Origin of the sequence: Mycobacterium sp., assembly GCF_049673265.1 — a bacterium.
Lineage (GTDB): Bacteria > Actinomycetota > Actinomycetes > Mycobacteriales > Mycobacteriaceae > Mycobacterium.
The window spans coordinates 1-15,816 of sequence record NZ_JBATXN010000580.1 but is presented as its reverse complement, the minus strand read 5'-3'; the positions used below and the strand labels follow the sequence as shown (position 1 = coordinate 15,816).

Genomic DNA, 15,816 nt, shown 5'->3' with positions numbered 1-15,816 from the left:
CCCCTGCTCCAGAACCGGCCGCCCCGGCGCCAGCTCCCGCGCCCGTTGCTCCCGCTCCCGCGCCGGTTGCTCCGGCGCCGGTGGCTCCGGCTCCCGCGGCTCCCATCCCCGTTCCGATTCCAATTCCGGTGCCGCCGATCCTGAGCCCGGGGCAGCAGGGACCCTCGTCCGGACCGTGGGGCGGCGACCACGGCGGTGGCGGGGGCCACGGCGGATATCCCGGCGGAGGTGGCTTCCCCGGCGGCGGTGGCTTCCCCGGCGGCGGCGGTGGCCATGGCGGCTTCGGTGGCGGTGGTGGTGGCTTCGGCCACGGCGGGTTCGGTATCCCTGGCCTGCACTTCTAAGGCCACGACAGGAAACTGTCACCTGACGTTTGCCCGCCGCTTAGAACAGCGATGCAATTAGCTCATAGCGGCGACCTACACACGGGTGTATGAGGTGCTCCGTGTTCGGTACGGGCTATTTGGGTGCCACGCATGCCGCCGGGATGGCTGAGCTGGGGCACGAGGTTGTCGGTGTTGACATCGACCCCGGTAAGGTCGCCAAGCTGGCTGCCGGTGATGTTCCGTTCTACGAGCCTGGGCTGCGAAAGATGTTGAGCGACAACATCGCAGCAGGCCGTCTTCGGTTCACCACTGACTATGACCTGGCAGCCGAGTTCGCCGACGTGCATTTCCTCGGAGTCGGCACTCCGCAGAAGAAGGGCGAATACGGCGCCGACCTGAGCCACGTGCACGCCGTAATCGACGCACTCGCACCGCGTTTGACTCGACCAGCGGTCATCGTCGGCAAGTCCACGGTTCCCGTCGGGACCGCCGCCGAGCTTGTCCAACGGGCTCGCGCAGCTGCCCCACCCGGCGTCGACGTTGAAGTGGCATGGAACCCCGAATTCTTGAGGGAAGGGTTCGCAGTACACGACACGCTACAGCCCGATCGCATTGTGCTTGGCGTACAGGATGGTTCGACGCGTGCCGAGCCCGCGATCCGTGAGCTGTATGCACCGATGCTCGACGCCGGGGTGCCGTTCCTGGTGACTGACCTGCAGACCGCGGAGCTGGTCAAGGTCTCCGCGAACGCCTTTCTGGCCACCAAGATCTCATTCATCAACGCGATCTCGGAGGTGTGCGAGGCCGCCGGCGCCGACGTCGCCCTGTTGGCGGACGCGCTCGGGCATGACCCGCGGATCGGACGCCGATTCCTCAACGCCGGCTTGGGTTTTGGCGGTGGCTGCCTGCCCAAGGATATCCGTGCTTTTATGGCTCGCGCCGGCGAGCTGGGAGCCGACCAGGCACTGACGTTCCTCCGCGAAGTCGACAACATCAACATGCGCCGGCGCACCCGCATGGTCGAACTTGCCAGCGCGGCGTGCGGCGGCTCGCTGCTGGGAGCCAACATCGCTGTGCTCGGCGCCGCATTCAAACCCGAATCCGACGACGTGCGTGACTCACCGGCGCTCAATGTCGCCGGCCAACTGCAGCTCAACGGCGCGGCGGTCAACGTCTACGACCCCAAAGCGCTGGAGAATGCCCAGCGGCTGTTTCCCACGCTGAACTACGCGGTCTCGGTCGAGGAAGCCTGCGACCGCGCCGACGCGGTACTGGTCCTCACCGAGTGGAAAGAGTTCGTCGACCTCGACCCCGACGCGCTTGCCGACCGAGTGCGAGCACGCGTCGTCGTCGATGGCCGCAACTGTCTTGACCTCCAACGCTGGCAGCAAGCCGGTTGGCGGGTGCACTGCCTGGGGCGGCGCGTAGCCTGACCGCGTGGACTACGCGGTAGCTTTCGTCGAACAAAATCGCGCCTTCGGCGAGGTGATTGCCAGCGCCGACCCGGCCACGCCGGTGCCGACCTGTCCAGGCTGGGGCTTTTCCCAGTTGTTTCGCCATGTCGGTCGCGGTGATCGCTGGGCGGCGCAGATCGTTGCCGACCGGGTCGACCACTATCTCGACCCGCGCGAGGTCGAGGGAGGCAAGCCGCCACCCGACCCCGACGAGGCAATCGCGTGGTTGCACGGCGGCGCACAGCGGCTGATCGGCGCTGTCGAGCAAGTCGGTGTGGAGACTCCGGTGTGGACGTTCTTGGGCTCACGGCCGGCCTATTGGTGGGTGCGGCGCCGGCTGCACGAGGCGACCGTGCATCGCGCCGACGCCGCGCTGGCACTCGGGCTTGACTACACACTCACCCCCGAGCTAGCGGCCGACGCCATCGGCGAATGGCTTGAGCGGGTCGCGAGTCAGGCCGGCAGCGGCGACGTACCGCTGCCGCTCGAAGACGGCCAAACGGTGCACCTGCACGCCACCGATCCAGGTCTGGGCGCAGCCGGTGAATGGACCATCCGCGCCGACGGCAACCGCGTCACATGGTCGCACGGTCACGAAAAAGGTGCGGTAGCGCTGAGCGGCGGTGCAGTGGACCTGCTGCTGGCAGTCGTACGGCGAGTTCCCGTCGCCGACACCGATATCGCGATGTTCGGTGACGCCGCGATATGGCAGAACTGGCTCGACCAGACGCCGTTCTAGACGCGGCCCACACGGTACGTTGCAGACCATGACCACATCGGAGATCGCCACCGTGTTGGCGTGGCACGACGCGTTGAATGCGTCCGACATCGACACGTTGCTGGCCCTATCCAGTGATGACGTCGAAGTCGGTGACGCACACGGCGCCGCGCAGGGCCATGCCGCACTGCGCGATTGGGCGGCCGCCCATCCGCGATCGGCCGAGGTGGGCAAAATATTCGTACACGACGGCGTCGTCGTCGTTGAACAGAAGATCGGCAACGCAGACGAACCCGGCGCCAACGACACTGTCGCGTCGGCGTTTCGTGTTGTCCACGACCATGTCACCTCAGTATTCCGCCACGATGACCTGGCGTCGGCGTTGGCTGCAACCGAGTTGACCGACGCTGATCTTGTCGACTGAGGAGTAGGACATGCGCGGGATCATTCTGGCCGGCGGCTCGGGCACCCGGCTGTATCCGATCACCATGGGTGTCAGCAAGCAGCTGCTACCGGTATACGACAAACCGATGATCTACTATCCGCTGTCCACGTTGATGATGGCCGGCATCCGCGACATTCAGGTGATCAGCACCGCGCAGGACGCGCCGGCGTTTAACCGGGTGCTCGGCGACGGCACGGCATTCGGTATCAACATCAGCTATGCGGTGCAAGACCGTCCCGAGGGGCTAGCTCAGGCTTTCATCATCGGCGCCGATCACATCGGCAGCGGGCCTGTGGCTTTGGCATTGGGCGACAACATCTTTCATGGTCCAGGTCTGGGTACAAATCTCCAGCGCTTCCAATCAATCAGTGGCGGAGCCATTTTCGCCTATTGGGTGGCCAATCCCTCGGCGTACGGTGTCGTCGAATTCAGCGCAGACGGTATCGCGTTGTCGCTGGAGGAAAAGCCGGCCACACCGAAATCGCACTACGCAGTGCCAGGCCTGTACTTCTACGACAACGACGTAATCGAGATCGCCCGGGGTTTGCGCCCGTCGGACCGCGGCGAGTTGGAAATCACCGACATCAACCGGACCTACCTAAACCAGGGCCGGCTGAGCGTGGAGGTGCTCACTCGCGGCATGGCCTGGCTGGACACCGGGACTTTTGACTTACTGCTCGACGCCAGCGACTACGTTCGCACTCTGGAGCGCCGGCAGGGCCTGAAGGTTGGCGTCCCGGAGGAAGTGGCCTGGCGGATGGGCTTCATCGACGACGACCAGCTGGCCCAGCGGGCTCACGCCCTGGTCAAGTCCGGCTACGGGAGTTACCTGTTGGAGCTGCTGGAACGGAGCTAACGGGCGCTTTCAGCAAATTCCCAGCAGATTGACGGCCGCAGAAGGTTAACAACAGGGGTCGCGGAGAAATATTCTCGGTGAATAGAACTAACGACGACACCCTCACGGACCCCGAGTCCGGTGCCTAGCTTGGCCATGTTGGCCACGCTGGTGTTCGGTATTGCCGCTATTTCCGCAGTGTTTGTCCTCAGCCGTAACCCCGATCTCCTCCGGCCGAAGGCACATACCACAGTTTCGCAGGCCGCGTCAGGGGCGCCGACCGATCCGCCGCCGGAAACTTCGGACAGGAATGGCATGTTTTTGTGGCGCCTGTCCTCTGAAGGGCTGCAGTTAGCGCGATCGAACGACGCCGCGATTAACGATGCGCGTCGGGTGTGCACGCGGTTTGCCGGCGGCGAGAGTGAACCGGAGATCATTCAGGACATGCTGCAAGGATCGCCGGGCATGTCGCCCAGCATCGCGTCTGGCTTCGCCGACACCGCTATCAGCGTGTACTGCCCTGACGGTGTGCAGAAAAATTCGTAACCGGCTTGCAGCCGCGAGGATTACCGGTTGCGACCTATCAGTTTGACGATGCTCATGCGCGTGCCGCGCAGGGCATAGCCGGCGGTGATGACCGCCGCGACAATCAAGACGACGAACAGCGGGAGCCAGCTTTTCCGATCGTGGTCGACGCCCCACCACACCACTGCGAATAGCACTGTGCACAAAAACAACACGATGTCCCGCCAGTTGCCCTGGTAGACGATCGCTGCCGCGCGCAGTTGGCGGCGCTTTTCGTTGCCGACGACCAGGTCGTCGATGCGGTTGGCGATACTGCGCTGCAGCGCGGCGCGGCGCTCTGTATCGTCTTCCGGCAGTCGTTCAAGTAGGTCCATGTCCTCTTTGATTCCGGCTCGGAAATCGCGGGTGACGAATTGGCCTGCGGCCGCAGCAAGAAGTGCTCCACCGAAGACCGGAGCCGATCCCAACGCGATTGCGGACAAACCAGGCATGGCATGTCTCCCTTCTCCCGACCGCCTTAGTTCATGGTGGCCAAGTTGTGCCAGAAGTTGGTGAGGCTCTCCGTGCCGCCGAACAGGGTGGTGAAGTTGGTGGAGTCGACAAGGATGATGTCGCCGCCACGTTGTTCGCCCGGAGGCAACCAGATGAGTGCGTTGAATTCGGTGTTACCGGCAGCGGCAAACGGGTGCGGTCGGTTCGGGTCGATCCGTTGACGGCCGAGCACACGCACCTTGTCGCTCTCCGGCGCGGTGAGTTCGTAGTGCGGAAGATGTGGGTGGAAGTTAAAGGTCGTCACGTTAGCGAGAAGCCTTGGCGCATCAAGGTCGCGGAACGCGGTCAGCGGCGCGATCTCTCCGGTGCGCGCGACGACGGCCGGACGCAGCCCCCAAGTGTTATGAACCGGAACATTCAGGGCGCGCATCAATGATCGCGTGTATTGACCGAATCGCTGTTGGCGCGGTACCAACGGGTCACCGTGATGCTGGAACTCGATCTGTCGCTGGCCCAAATCATCGGTGAAGCCGACGTCGTGGTGGGGTGCCAGCAGCAGGCATGTGCCCTCCCGCCGCAGCCACTCACGAATGCCCACGATTTCATCGGGTGCGGCTTCCTGCTCGGAGAGGACATGATCCAGACCGAACACCATCAGCGTGTCAGTGTCCGAAAGGATCCGCTCGTCGATCGGCAGCCGGTAGCCGGCCTGGTCAATGCGTTGGAACACTGCGACAGGATGGCCGGTCGCCTCGCCGGCGAGCTGTTGAAACGCCAGCGTCGAGCGGTGAAAAAGTTCCAGCGTGCCCGCTATTCCTTGTAAAAAACGGGCAGCGTCGTATTCCGGTGTTTCGTAGCTGGGCCACAAGGCATTACGAACTTCGGTCATCGTGGAGAACCGGTTGTACATCTCGGCGGGATCACGCTGGGCTTCCCACGGGTAACTCCAGGTCCAGTAGATGCTGATGCGGCGCCGTCCTGGCGTGTGCTTACGCGGAACGTGGCTTTGGTTGTAGGTGCGCGCGGGGGGCAGCGTGCTCATTGGGGGTCCTTAGCTTTCAAGCGTCGCGAGGTACCGAAGTGCCTTCAGCCCCGGGAGAAAGAAGTAGGCACCGCCCTTGAGCGTGGTGAAAGCTGGGAGCCCCTTGAGGACCTGACGGATGGGTCGTCTGGGGATCTTGTACTCCAGTGTGCCGTCCTGGGTTCCGACGATGGGATCGCGCTCGTTGCCGAGCTCGTGAAAGGTACGGTCGTTAACCCACACGTTTTGGGCGAACTCGAACTGTCGAATCAGGCTGGCGCAGATGATGAATGCCGCAATGCCTCTGTCCACTCCGTCGTCGGGCGCCCCCTCGGGCAGTGCCGGGCCGTAGGTCGCGCCGCGGCGGATCATCCGTCGCCGGTTCATGTTCGCCGCGGTATCACGCGGATTGAGACGACGCGCATGGGCGCCCAACGGGACCGCATATCCATGCGGGTCCATCGTCTTGTAGTCGAAGTCGTTGTTGCGCATGGGGTCTGCACCCAACTCAGGATCGTCGTGTTCCGGAGCCAGCACCAGCGGAGCTCCGCTTCGCCAGCGGCCCATGAACTTTGCAGCCAGCAGCTCTTGTCCCTCAGCGGTGTCGGCGTGGTCGCACAGATAGGCGCGGAACCGGGCGACGTGCTCGTGCAGTCGCCGGTACGCCAGGTAGCTGCCGTTGCGGGACAGCACCTCCGGCTGCGGCTGATTTGAAATCTGACCCTCCTCGTCTGGATAGCCGAGGATGAATTCACCCGGTTGCAGCGGTGCGCCCGAACCCGGCGTCGGCTGCTGACCGCTCCCGTCGATCACCGGCTGCGACATCCGGTCGCGATAACCGAAATGGTCGTGGGCGTAGTTGAACGGAGGCGTTGCGTTCAAGTCCAGAAACGACAACACGCGCACCCCGGGGCAGCGTACAACCAGCTTCTCGTGCTCGGCGGTGCACCGCTGCCGTTCTGCCTCGTCGCGGGCAAACAAGATCGCGATCGCATGGAGGTCGTCACTGGCCAGACCGCCCACCCAGTTGTCCGGGTGATTCGCACCAGCGTCACCCAGAATGTCGGCGCGGGCTGCCATGCCCTGACGAAACTCGGCTGGAAAACTATCAAGCGATTCCTGCGACACGCCAAGTGCCCGGAGACCAGTCCAGGTGAAGGCGAGCGTCACCCAGCGCTTGGATGCGTCCATCGTGGCTTGGACGTCGGCAGCTGACTGCGCGCGGTCCAACAGTTCGGTGAGCCAGGCCCGCCCGCCTGCAGGGTTCCCGAACGACAAGAATTCGTAGCGCCCGGTGATCGCCGGGGTACGGGTCAGCAGAATGTGCTGTATGTCGTCGAGTTCAAGCATCTGAGTACGCTTCGACGCAAATCACTGCATCTGATCGAGCATGTCCGAGAACGCCGCCTTGAGCCGCAATGCCTTTTTGATTTCGTCAGCCGTGACGTACGGGTATTCGCCGTACTCCAGGAAGCTAGGGACGTGATGTTCGCGGACGAACTTGGCGAACGCCGCGGCGTTGGTCTTCCAGTCCTCAGGAAACCCTTCGAGGTTGGTAAAAGCCGTGGTGATGCCGGTTTGACTGAACAGCGTCACCGCGTCTTCGGTGTATTTGTCGAAGTCCGTGTCGAAGATGCCCTGATATTGGAAATGCAGTCCGGAACCCACATCGAACAGGATCCAGCGAAGGTAATGCAGCCGCAGCGGCGCGAGCACCTCCGGGCTGGCTGCTATAGCTTCCTCGATTTGTTTGCCGTATGCCCGGATGGCTTCTTCACGACCCTCTTTGACTTTCGCGATGATCGAGAATCCGTAGCAGGCGGGGGTCCTGGGGTAGATCGGACCGTAGCGACCTCGTTCGAGTTCGAAATAGCCTTCCTTGGGGAGGGCCATCGCGGCGGGTGTGCGCCATGCGTAATCGCTCGCGGGCATCGTCACTCTCCGTCCACAGTGTCGGGTTGGCGGCAACGTTAGCACCGCTCGAAGGCCTTGGTTGGCTTTCGACGGCACACAGTGGCGCGGATTACTGGCGATAGCTGGCCAGGAAGTTACCCAACCGCTCGATAGCCTGCGACAGGTCGCGCGACCATGGCAGGGTCACGATCCGCAGGTGATCCGGTGCGGGCCAGTTGAATCCGGTGCCCTGAGTGACCAGAATCTTTTCCGTCAGCAGCAGGTCCAGGACCAGTTGCTCATCGTCTTGGATCTCGTGCACCTCGGGGTCCAGCCGGGGAAACGTGTAGAGCGCGCCTGCGGGTTTGACGCATGACACCCCGGGGATCTCGTTGAGCTTCGACCATGCCACGTCGCGTTGTTCGCGCAGTCGCCCACCCGGAAGCACGAGGTCATCGATGCTTTGGTGACCGCCCAGGGCGACCTGAATCGCATGTTGGGCCGGCACATTCGGGCACAGCCGCATATTCGCCAGCAGGCTGATGCCCTCGATGAAGCTGGTGGCGTGTTCTTTGGGTCCGGTGATCGCCAGCCAGCCGGCCCGGTATCCGGCGACGCGATAAGCCTTGGACAGGCCATTGAAAGTCAGGCACAACACGTCGGGTGCGACCGTGGCCATGCTGACGTGTTCGGCGTCGTCGTAGAGGATCTTGTCGTAGATCTCGTCCGCGAGCAGTAGCAGCTGATGCTTGCGCGCCAGATCGGCTACCTGCGAAAGGATTTCGCGACCATACACCGCGCCGGTGGGATTGTTCGGGTTGATCACCACCAGCGCCTTGGTGCGCTCGGTGATCTTCGACTCGAGGTCGGCGATATCCGGTTGCCAGCACTGAGTTTCGTCGCACAGGTAGTGCACCGGTGTGCCGCCGGCGAGCGAGGTTGACGCCGTCCATAGCGGATAGTCGGGTGCCGGAATCAACACCTGATCGCCGTTGTCCAGCAGCGCCTGCAGTGTGAGCGTGATCAGCTCGGAGACACCGTTGCCCAGATACACGTCGTCGACGTCGAATCGCGGGAAGCCGTCGACCAGTTCGTAGCGGGTGACCACCGCACGCCTCGCCGACAGGATGCCCTTGGAGTCGGAGTAGCCCTGCGCGTACGGCAGCGCCTGGATCATGTCACGCATGATCACGTCGGGCGCTTCGAAGCCGAACGGCGCCGGGTTGCCGATGTTGAGTTTGAGGATCCGGTGCCCTTCGGATTCCAGCCGCGCGGCGTGATCGTGCACCGGGCCGCGGATTTCGTAGAGCACATCTTGCAGCTTCGATGACTGCGCGAACGTACGCTGCCGCGGCTGATGGCCTGCGGTATGCCAGGGCAGCTGATGCGTAGTCACGTCAACAATGGTGCCATGACTGTCCAATTATTAATGCCAAAACTGGCTTGATCAGCGTTTTCCTGGCGGACGCGCACCGCGGGCGATGCCCAATCCTTTGACCGGCGCCGCGGGTGCCTGGGTCTCGCCATCCTGAGCTTCCGGCTCCGCTTCCACCGTTGATGACGGGTCGGACTTGGCCTCAGCCTTTGGCTCGGCGGCCGCGGGTTGTGCGGCGGGAGAGGCCTTTTTGGCACCGGGCCGTTTGGCTCCGGCCGCCAAGCCCAGGCCCTTGACCGGTGCAGCCGGTGCCTTCGCTTCGGGGGCAGCCGATTCGGATTTCGCCTCGGGCTGTGCGGCAGACGCGGATTGTGTTGGGGCAGCAGTCTTCTTGGCGCCGGGCCGCTTGGCGCCGCCGGCGATGCCCAGACCCTTGACCGGTGCGGCGGGAGCCTTAGCCGCTGGCGCTTCTTCGGTGGCCGGCGCCTCGGCTTGCTCGGTGGATTGCGTTGGCGCTGCGGCCTTTTTGGCGCCGGGTCGCTTGGCGCCGCCGGCGATACCCAAGCCGGTGACGGCCTTGGTGGCCTTATCTGGTGCGGGTGCAGCGGCTTCTGCGGGTGCAGCGGCGGTTTCCGTCGCCGGAGCGGTTGCGGTGGCTGTTGCCGCCGATGCTTTCGGAGCAGCCTTTTCGGCATGCTCAGCCGCCTCTTTGGCGGCCGTGCCCTTTTCCGGCAGCTTGACCGCGCCGCGGTCGAGCGACTCGAGCAGCAGCTGCGCCACGTCGCGCACGTCGACACCTTCGCGACCGGCTGCCTCCTGGCGGTCGTTGACGCCGTCGCTGATCATCACCCGACAGAACGGGCACGCGGTGGCTACCGTGGTCGCGCCGGTAGCCAACGCCTCGTCGACGCGTTCGTGGTTGATGCGCTTGCCGATGTGCTCTTCCATCCACATCCGCGCGCCGCCGGCGCCGCAGCAGAAGCTGCGGTCGGCGTGACGGGGCATCTCAGCCAGCTTTGCGCCCGAGGCGCCGATCAGCTCGCGCGGCGCCGCGTATTCCTTGTTGTGCCGGCCCAAGTAGCAGGGGTCGTGGTAGGTGATGTCTTCAGAGACCGGGCTGACCGGGATCAGCTTCTTGTCGCGCACCAGCCGGTTGAGCAGCTGGGTGTGGTGCAGCACGCTGTAATTGCTGCCCAGTTGCCGGTATTCGCGGCCAAGGGTGTTGAAGCAGTGCGGGCAGGTGACGACGATCTTGCGGTCGACGGTCTCGACTCCCTCGAACACGCCGTCCAGCGTTTCCACAGCCTGCTGAGCGAGCTGCTGGAACAAGAACTCGTTACCCGAGCGACGCGCCGAGTCGCCGTTGCAGGTTTCGCCGGTGCCGAGCACCAAATACTTCACCCCAGCGATCGCCAACAGTTCGGCGACCGCCTTGGTGGTCTTCTTGGCCTTGTCGTCGTAAGCGCCGGCGCAGCCCACCCAGAAGAGGTATTCGTAGCCGTCGAAGCTCTCGACGTCTTGGCCATAGACCGGGACATCGAAGTCCACCTCGTCGATCCAGTTGGTGCGGTCGGACGCGTTTTGGCCCCACGGATTACCTTTGGTTTCAAGGTTTTTGAAGAGCACCGACAACTCGGAGGGGAACTCGGACTCCATCATGACCTGGTAGCGACGCATATCGACGATGTGGTCGATGTGCTCGATATCAACCGGGCACTGCTCGACACACGCGCCGCAGGTGACGCACGACCACAACACGTCGGGGTCGATCACACCGCCTTGTTCGGCGGTGCCGACCAGCGGGCGGGCGGCCTGCTCGGGCCCGTGCCCCGGTACCCGACCAAATCCCGATTCGGGCACATGGTGGCCTTCCTCGTGCACCGTCTCGAGATCGAGCCCCTCCAGCGGCTCGGCGGTCTTCTCGCCGAGCAGATAGGGCGCCTTGGCCATCCAGTGGTCGCGCAAGTCCATGATGACGAGCTTGGGCGACAGCGGCTTGGCGGTGTTCCAGGCAGGGCATTGCGACTGGCAGCGCCCGCATTCGGTGCAGGTGGCGAAGTCGAGCATTCCCTTCCAGGTGAAGTCTTCGATCTTGCCGCGCCCGAATGTGGCGTCGTCCGGCGGGTTTTCGAAGTCGATCGGCTTGCCGTGGGATTCAACCGGTAGCAGCGGGCCCAAGCCGTCGGGCAGCCGCTTGAACGTGACGTTGATCGGCGCCAAGAAGATGTGCAGGTGCTTCGAGTGCAGCACGATCACCAGGAACGACAGCATGACGCCGATGTGCAACAGCAGCGCGACGGTCTCCAGGACTTCGTTGCCGGTGTGGCCGAGCGGATGCAGGATCTTGCCGAATAATTGGGAGAGGAACGCTCCGTTGCCGTAGGGAAGTGTGCCGTTGTTGACGGCGGATCCGCGGACCAGCACATAGGTCCAGATCACGTTGAAGATCATGAACAGGATCAGCCAAGCGCCGCCGGTATGCGACCCGTAGAACCGCGACGAGCGGCCGATCTCCCGGGGACTGCGCGTGATTCGGATGACCGCGAAGGTGGCGATGCCGAGGAAGACGGCGGTTGCGAAGAAGTCCTGCAAGAAGCCCAACGCATCCGATCGGCCGATGATCGGGATGTGGAAGTTTGACTGGAACAGCAACCCGTAGGCCTCGATGTAGACCGTCAGCAGGATGAAGAAGCCCCACATGGTGAAGAAGTGGGCCAGGCCGGGGATGGACCATTTCAATAATCGGCGCTGCCCGAACACTTCGGCGATCTGCGTCCAGATCCGGGTGCCGACGTCGTCGGTGCGGCCGCTGACCTGCTGGCCGGACAGCGTGAGTTTGGCCAGCCAGCCGACCCGACGGAGGGCGAGCAATCCGACGATCGCCGTCATGCCGAGGCCCACTACCAGTCTGATCAGCATCTGCGTCTGCACGGAGCGTCTCCCCAATTCCGAGGTTACTCAGCGGTAACTCCGGCTATGTTACTCGCTAGTAACTTAATCACTAGGCCTGCTCATAGTTGCATCTTTCCCGCGTTGACCGCGACAAAGGCTGCCCTAACTTCGGCCAGGAGGGTCCGGCTACGGTCCGGTGCCGGGGACGTGGATCGGGGGCACTCCGGGAATCTGCGGCACGTTGCCGTTCCACCAGCGATGACGGGGACGTTGCTGCGTCCAGGTCTGGGTCGGCTGTGGTGGCGCGGGTTCGGGCGTCGTCTCGGGCGTGGTCGTGGTCGGGAGGGTCGACGACGGCGTGGTTGTGCGGGACGGGGTCGTTGAGTGCGACGTGGTTGTTGACGGCCGGGTGGTGGTTGATCCGCCGCCGCTGTTGCCGGTGGCCAAGATAACGAGGCCGTAGACGATGATCGCGATCAGAATCACTACCGTCAGGCCCCACAGTGCCAGCACCCACGGCTTGAGAAACCACGGTGCCGGCGTCTCGTCGGAACCGAACAGATCGTTGCTCCCGCCGAGGCTCAAGTCGTGCTTGGAATACCCATCGACGTCATATGGTGGTCTGCTGCCCCCCACGAACATCGATCCTACCGACGGTCCCCGCCTAAGGCACACCGCCGTCGTGGTGGTGATGGTGATGGGGCGGCGGACTGGTCGGCATCGTCGTTGGAGCGGGGGCGACGGGTTCAGTTGTCGTTTGGCTGCTTGGCAGAGAGGTAGTAGTCGGCGGCGTGGTGGTGACCGCAGACGTCGTCGCCGATGTCGACGGGGACGTGGGGCTACCGCCATGTGACAGCTCGACGATCCCGTAGATCACCAGCGCGATCAGGATGGCAGCGAGCGCGCCTAAGCCGATCAGAGCCGCCCGCCTGCGATTCCACGGTGTCGACCCGGCAGCAGGTCCGTAGTCGCTGTAGTCGTACTGGCCGGTCGGCGCTTCACTTGGGTCGTCTGTAGGTCGTGGAGACCCGCAGTCCGTCACGGCACGTGCGGCAGCGTAATCACGGTGTGCGGCAACGAGATTGTCGGCGGAATGTGCGGCAAATGGTGGTGCGGCGGAGGCGGCTGGGCCGGGGCTGGGGCCCCACCCGCAGGAGGAGCATTGCTACCCGGCGGCGGGGCCTCCTCGGACGAGGAGGACGGCGGGGTGGTGGTCGTCGACGGCGAAGTTGTCGTTGTCGACGGGGTCGTTGTCGACGACCCGGTGGATGTCGTTGACGACGTGGTCGGGGACGTTCCGCCGCCGCCGCCGCCGTGTGAGAGCTCGATGAGGCCGTAGATGATCAGCACGACCAAGATGGCCACCATCGTGGCCCACACGGCAAGCAGCGAGCGCTTGCGGTACCAGGGGGCCGGCGGCGATTGCGGTTCAGGAGGCCCGGAGTAAACCGTGTAGTCGTCGGGACCCGGCGGCGGCAGGTTAGCCGCGCCGTAGTCGGCCATCCGGGTTTCCCGTTCGCTGGGATCGTCCGGAGGACCGTGCGGACCGAAGCCTGTCATCGCCCCGATGCTACTGACATCCGGCCGACGTGTCGGGTCCCGGCGGGGACGTCAAAGCTGCCGAGTAACCCCATCGGCGAAAAGCCGCAGGTGTTCGAGGTCGGAGAGGTCCAGTAACTGCAGATATACCCGCTGCACGCCGGCATCCGCGAACGACCCGAGCCGATCGACAATCTCATTGGGGGTGCCCACCAGCGGAGAATTGGACCGCAGCTCGTCGACGTCACGCCCGATGGCGGCAGCGCGGCGGCTGATCTCCGCGTCGTCGTGTCCGGCGCACACCACAAACGCTGCGGAATACGTCATCGCGTCGACGGGTCGGCCGACCGAATCGACTGCTTCGCGAACCCGCCCGAATTGGGTCTTGACGGTGTCCAACGAGGCGAAGGGGACGTTGAATTCGTCGGCGAACGTCGCGGCCAGTGCCGGCGTCCGGTTGGCGCCCAATCCGCCGATGATGATCGGCGGATGAGGCCGTTGCGCAGGCTTCGGCAAAGCGGGCGAGTCGTTGACCGCGTAATGAGTGCCCGCATAGTCAAATTTTTCGCCGACCGGTGAGGTCCACAGGCCGGTAATCATCTCAAGCTGTTCGGTGAGCCGATCGTATCGTTCGCGCAGCGGTGGGAAGGGGATCGCGTAGGCGAGATGCTCCGGTTCAAACCAACCGGTTCCGATTCCGAATTCGACTCTGCCACCGCTCATTTCGTCGACCTGCGCGACCGCGACGGCCAGCGGGCCGGGATGGCGGAATGTTGCCGAGGTGACCAGCGTGCCCAGCCGTATCGATGACGTCTCGCGGGCAATGCCGCCCAACGTCACCCACGAGTCGGTGGGACCGGGCAATCCATCGCCGCTCATCGCCAGATAGTGGTCGGACCGGAAGAACGCGTTAAATCCCAGTGCCTCGGCGGTCTGCGCGACGGCTAGCTGGTCGGAGTAGCTGGCGCCCTGTTGCGGTTCAACGAATACCCGAAAGTCCACGAGCCACAGACTAATGCCGGACTGAGTCCCGGCTCGAAAGTCTTCGGGGCTAACCCGGGGGGGTGGGCGGGCTGTCCCCGCGCACGGCATCTCCGCGCCGCACCGAAGCGACGAGTGCGCCCAGGCAGATAAGAGCAGGAATAGTGGCCCACCAGAAGAACAGCAGGTACATCGGACCCCAGACGGCGGCGAATGTGATGAACAGCCGGATGTAGTCGCCTACTGATGCGGGGTCGGAAAGCCCGTGCGTGTAGGAGATGGCCAGGGCGATCCCAGTTATCACGCAGCTCACGACGGTGACGGCAATGATCGACAGCACCGCCCGCTTGAGCGATGGCTTGGTTAAACGGAGCTCGCTCATCGGCCGGTGGCCACTGCGGGGACTCCACTCGTGAACGGGTCGGTGAGCTTGGTGGTGTGCGAAACGAAGGGATCGCCTTCAAATGGATTGAGGTTTTCTAGCTCCCACTGCCACGACGGCATATTTGGTCGGACGGCTGGGATGGTCGCATCACCGACCCAATGGTGGCGCTCGAGACTGGTGCTTGGACCCCATTTGCTGCCCGAATTCGCGGTATCCCACTGCAATTGCGTAGCAGGGTGACCGTCTCGGTACTGGTAGGTCTCCATGCTCGGGTAGATCGTGGTGTTCCCGCCAAGCCCGACCACGCCATCGGACTGGGGACTGAGGGTGATTCGACCGTTAACTGTCATTCCGAGTGCGTTGCCGGCGACGTTCTCGTAGGCGTCGTGCGCGTTGTAGTCGATCGTCAATCGCCCATCCGGTGCCTGGGCTACGTGGACACTAGGTGCGGCGGCCGCAGCTCCGCCACGGGCTCCGTCAACATTGCCAGTAGGGTTCTGGCGCACCACAATCAGGCCGTGGTCATAGTCGACGAACATCGACACGCGGGAAGCTTCTGGGTCCGCCGCTGCGTTCGGACCGCGATTGTCGCCCCAGTTCATCGGGAACAGTCGGCCCTGAACTACGTCGGTGGGGTCTTTCGCGACATTCTGGACCTGGTCGGTGGGGATGAACATGTTTGACCGAACTACTCCTCTGCCGGGTTGGGGCGCAAATCGCCCCGCAACGATCTGCGGAGGAACCCCATGGTCCTTCGGCAAGTAGCTGTGCGGGTCGAGTGCCGCAGCCATCAGCCAGTCGTTCGCGCTGACGGGTGCATGTCCATACACCCGCTCAAACGCCTCCTCCTCATTGGTCCTGCGATCGGCGTCCATTGGCCCGTCGTTCAAAGCGGTTGCGGGATCATGTAACTCGCGGCCGCGCTCATCTAGCTG

At 63.8% G+C, this 15,816-nt stretch carries 16 protein-coding genes and 1 pseudogene; 6 read left to right on the top strand and 11 right to left on the bottom strand.

Features of this window, described 5'->3' with window-relative positions:
* From WBF82_RS19785 to WBF82_RS19760, 6 genes are all read left to right on the top strand, one after another.
* Positions 1 to 344 (top strand): hypothetical protein (locus tag WBF82_RS19785; protein ID WP_424384640.1); only part of this gene is annotated, 344 nt, incomplete at its 5' end.
* 89 nt (positions 345 to 433) lie between these two features.
* Positions 434 to 1,759, top strand: coding sequence for a UDP-glucose dehydrogenase family protein (locus WBF82_RS19780; protein ID WP_424384639.1), 1,326 nt, complete (start codon positions 434 to 436; stop codon positions 1,757 to 1,759).
* 4 nt (positions 1,760 to 1,763) lie between these two features.
* Positions 1,764 to 2,519, top strand: a complete 756-nt coding sequence (locus WBF82_RS19775) for a maleylpyruvate isomerase family mycothiol-dependent enzyme (protein ID WP_424384638.1) — start codon at positions 1,764 to 1,766, stop codon at positions 2,517 to 2,519.
* A 28-nt stretch (positions 2,520 to 2,547) separates the two neighbouring features.
* Positions 2,548 to 2,922 carry a nuclear transport factor 2 family protein gene (locus WBF82_RS19770; RefSeq protein ID WP_424384637.1) on the top strand — a complete coding sequence of 125 codons (375 nt, stop codon included), beginning with the start codon at positions 2,548 to 2,550 and terminating at the stop codon, positions 2,920 to 2,922.
* Between the two features lie 10 nt (positions 2,923 to 2,932).
* Positions 2,933 to 3,799: a glucose-1-phosphate thymidylyltransferase RfbA gene (gene rfbA, locus WBF82_RS19765; protein ID WP_424384636.1), complete on the top strand. Its 867-nt coding sequence runs from the start codon at positions 2,933 to 2,935 to the stop codon at positions 3,797 to 3,799.
* A gap of 138 nt (positions 3,800 to 3,937) precedes the next feature.
* A complete protein-coding gene (locus tag WBF82_RS19760; protein WP_424384635.1) occupies positions 3,938 to 4,324 on the top strand; it encodes a DUF732 domain-containing protein in 387 nt (128 codons plus the stop codon).
* A 20-nt stretch (positions 4,325 to 4,344) separates the two neighbouring features.
* Here the strand turns inward: WBF82_RS19760 and WBF82_RS19755 are convergent, their stop codons facing one another.
* From WBF82_RS19755 to WBF82_RS19705, 11 genes and pseudogenes are all read right to left on the bottom strand, one after another.
* Complete coding sequence (locus tag WBF82_RS19755; protein WP_424384634.1) at positions 4,345 to 4,794, bottom strand: hypothetical protein; 450 nt, start codon at positions 4,792 to 4,794, stop codon at positions 4,345 to 4,347.
* 26 nt (positions 4,795 to 4,820) lie between these two features.
* Entirely contained in the window at positions 4,821 to 5,837 is a 1,017-nt protein-coding gene (locus WBF82_RS19750; RefSeq protein ID WP_424384633.1) for a hypothetical protein, read from the bottom strand.
* A gap of 9 nt (positions 5,838 to 5,846) precedes the next feature.
* Positions 5,847 to 7,166 carry a Dyp-type peroxidase gene (locus WBF82_RS19745; protein WP_424384632.1) on the bottom strand — a complete coding sequence of 440 codons (1,320 nt, stop codon included), beginning with the start codon at positions 7,164 to 7,166 and terminating at the stop codon, positions 5,847 to 5,849.
* Positions 7,167 to 7,187: 21 nt separating this feature from the next.
* The gene (locus tag WBF82_RS19740; RefSeq protein ID WP_424384631.1) at positions 7,188 to 7,748 is read right to left on the bottom strand and encodes a hypothetical protein; all 561 of its coding nucleotides are present in this window, start codon (positions 7,746 to 7,748) and stop codon (positions 7,188 to 7,190) included.
* A 91-nt stretch (positions 7,749 to 7,839) separates the two neighbouring features.
* Positions 7,840 to 9,132, bottom strand: coding sequence for a pyridoxal phosphate-dependent aminotransferase (locus WBF82_RS19735; protein WP_424384630.1), 1,293 nt, complete (start codon positions 9,130 to 9,132; stop codon positions 7,840 to 7,842).
* Between the two features lie 24 nt (positions 9,133 to 9,156).
* Entirely contained in the window at positions 9,157 to 12,003 is a 2,847-nt protein-coding gene (locus tag WBF82_RS19730; RefSeq protein WP_424384641.1) for a heterodisulfide reductase-related iron-sulfur binding cluster, read from the bottom strand.
* A 159-nt stretch (positions 12,004 to 12,162) separates the two neighbouring features.
* Positions 12,163 to 12,612: a hypothetical protein gene (locus WBF82_RS19725; protein ID WP_424384629.1), complete on the bottom strand. Its 450-nt coding sequence runs from the start codon at positions 12,610 to 12,612 to the stop codon at positions 12,163 to 12,165.
* Positions 12,613 to 13,014: 402 nt separating this feature from the next.
* Positions 13,015 to 13,536, bottom strand: a complete 522-nt coding sequence (locus WBF82_RS19720; protein ID WP_424384628.1) for a hypothetical protein — start codon at positions 13,534 to 13,536, stop codon at positions 13,015 to 13,017.
* Positions 13,537 to 13,587: 51 nt separating this feature from the next.
* On the bottom strand, positions 13,588 to 14,517 hold the full coding sequence (locus WBF82_RS19715; protein WP_424384627.1) for an LLM class F420-dependent oxidoreductase: 930 nt from the start codon (positions 14,515 to 14,517) through the stop codon (positions 13,588 to 13,590).
* Between the two features lie 49 nt (positions 14,518 to 14,566).
* Entirely contained in the window at positions 14,567 to 14,878 is a 312-nt protein-coding gene (locus WBF82_RS19710; RefSeq protein WP_424384626.1) for a hypothetical protein, read from the bottom strand.
* Positions 14,875 to 15,816: pseudogene (locus tag WBF82_RS19705) on the bottom strand (hypothetical protein); the annotation flags it as partial. The pseudogene WBF82_RS19705 and the gene WBF82_RS19710, both read right to left, overlap by 4 nt.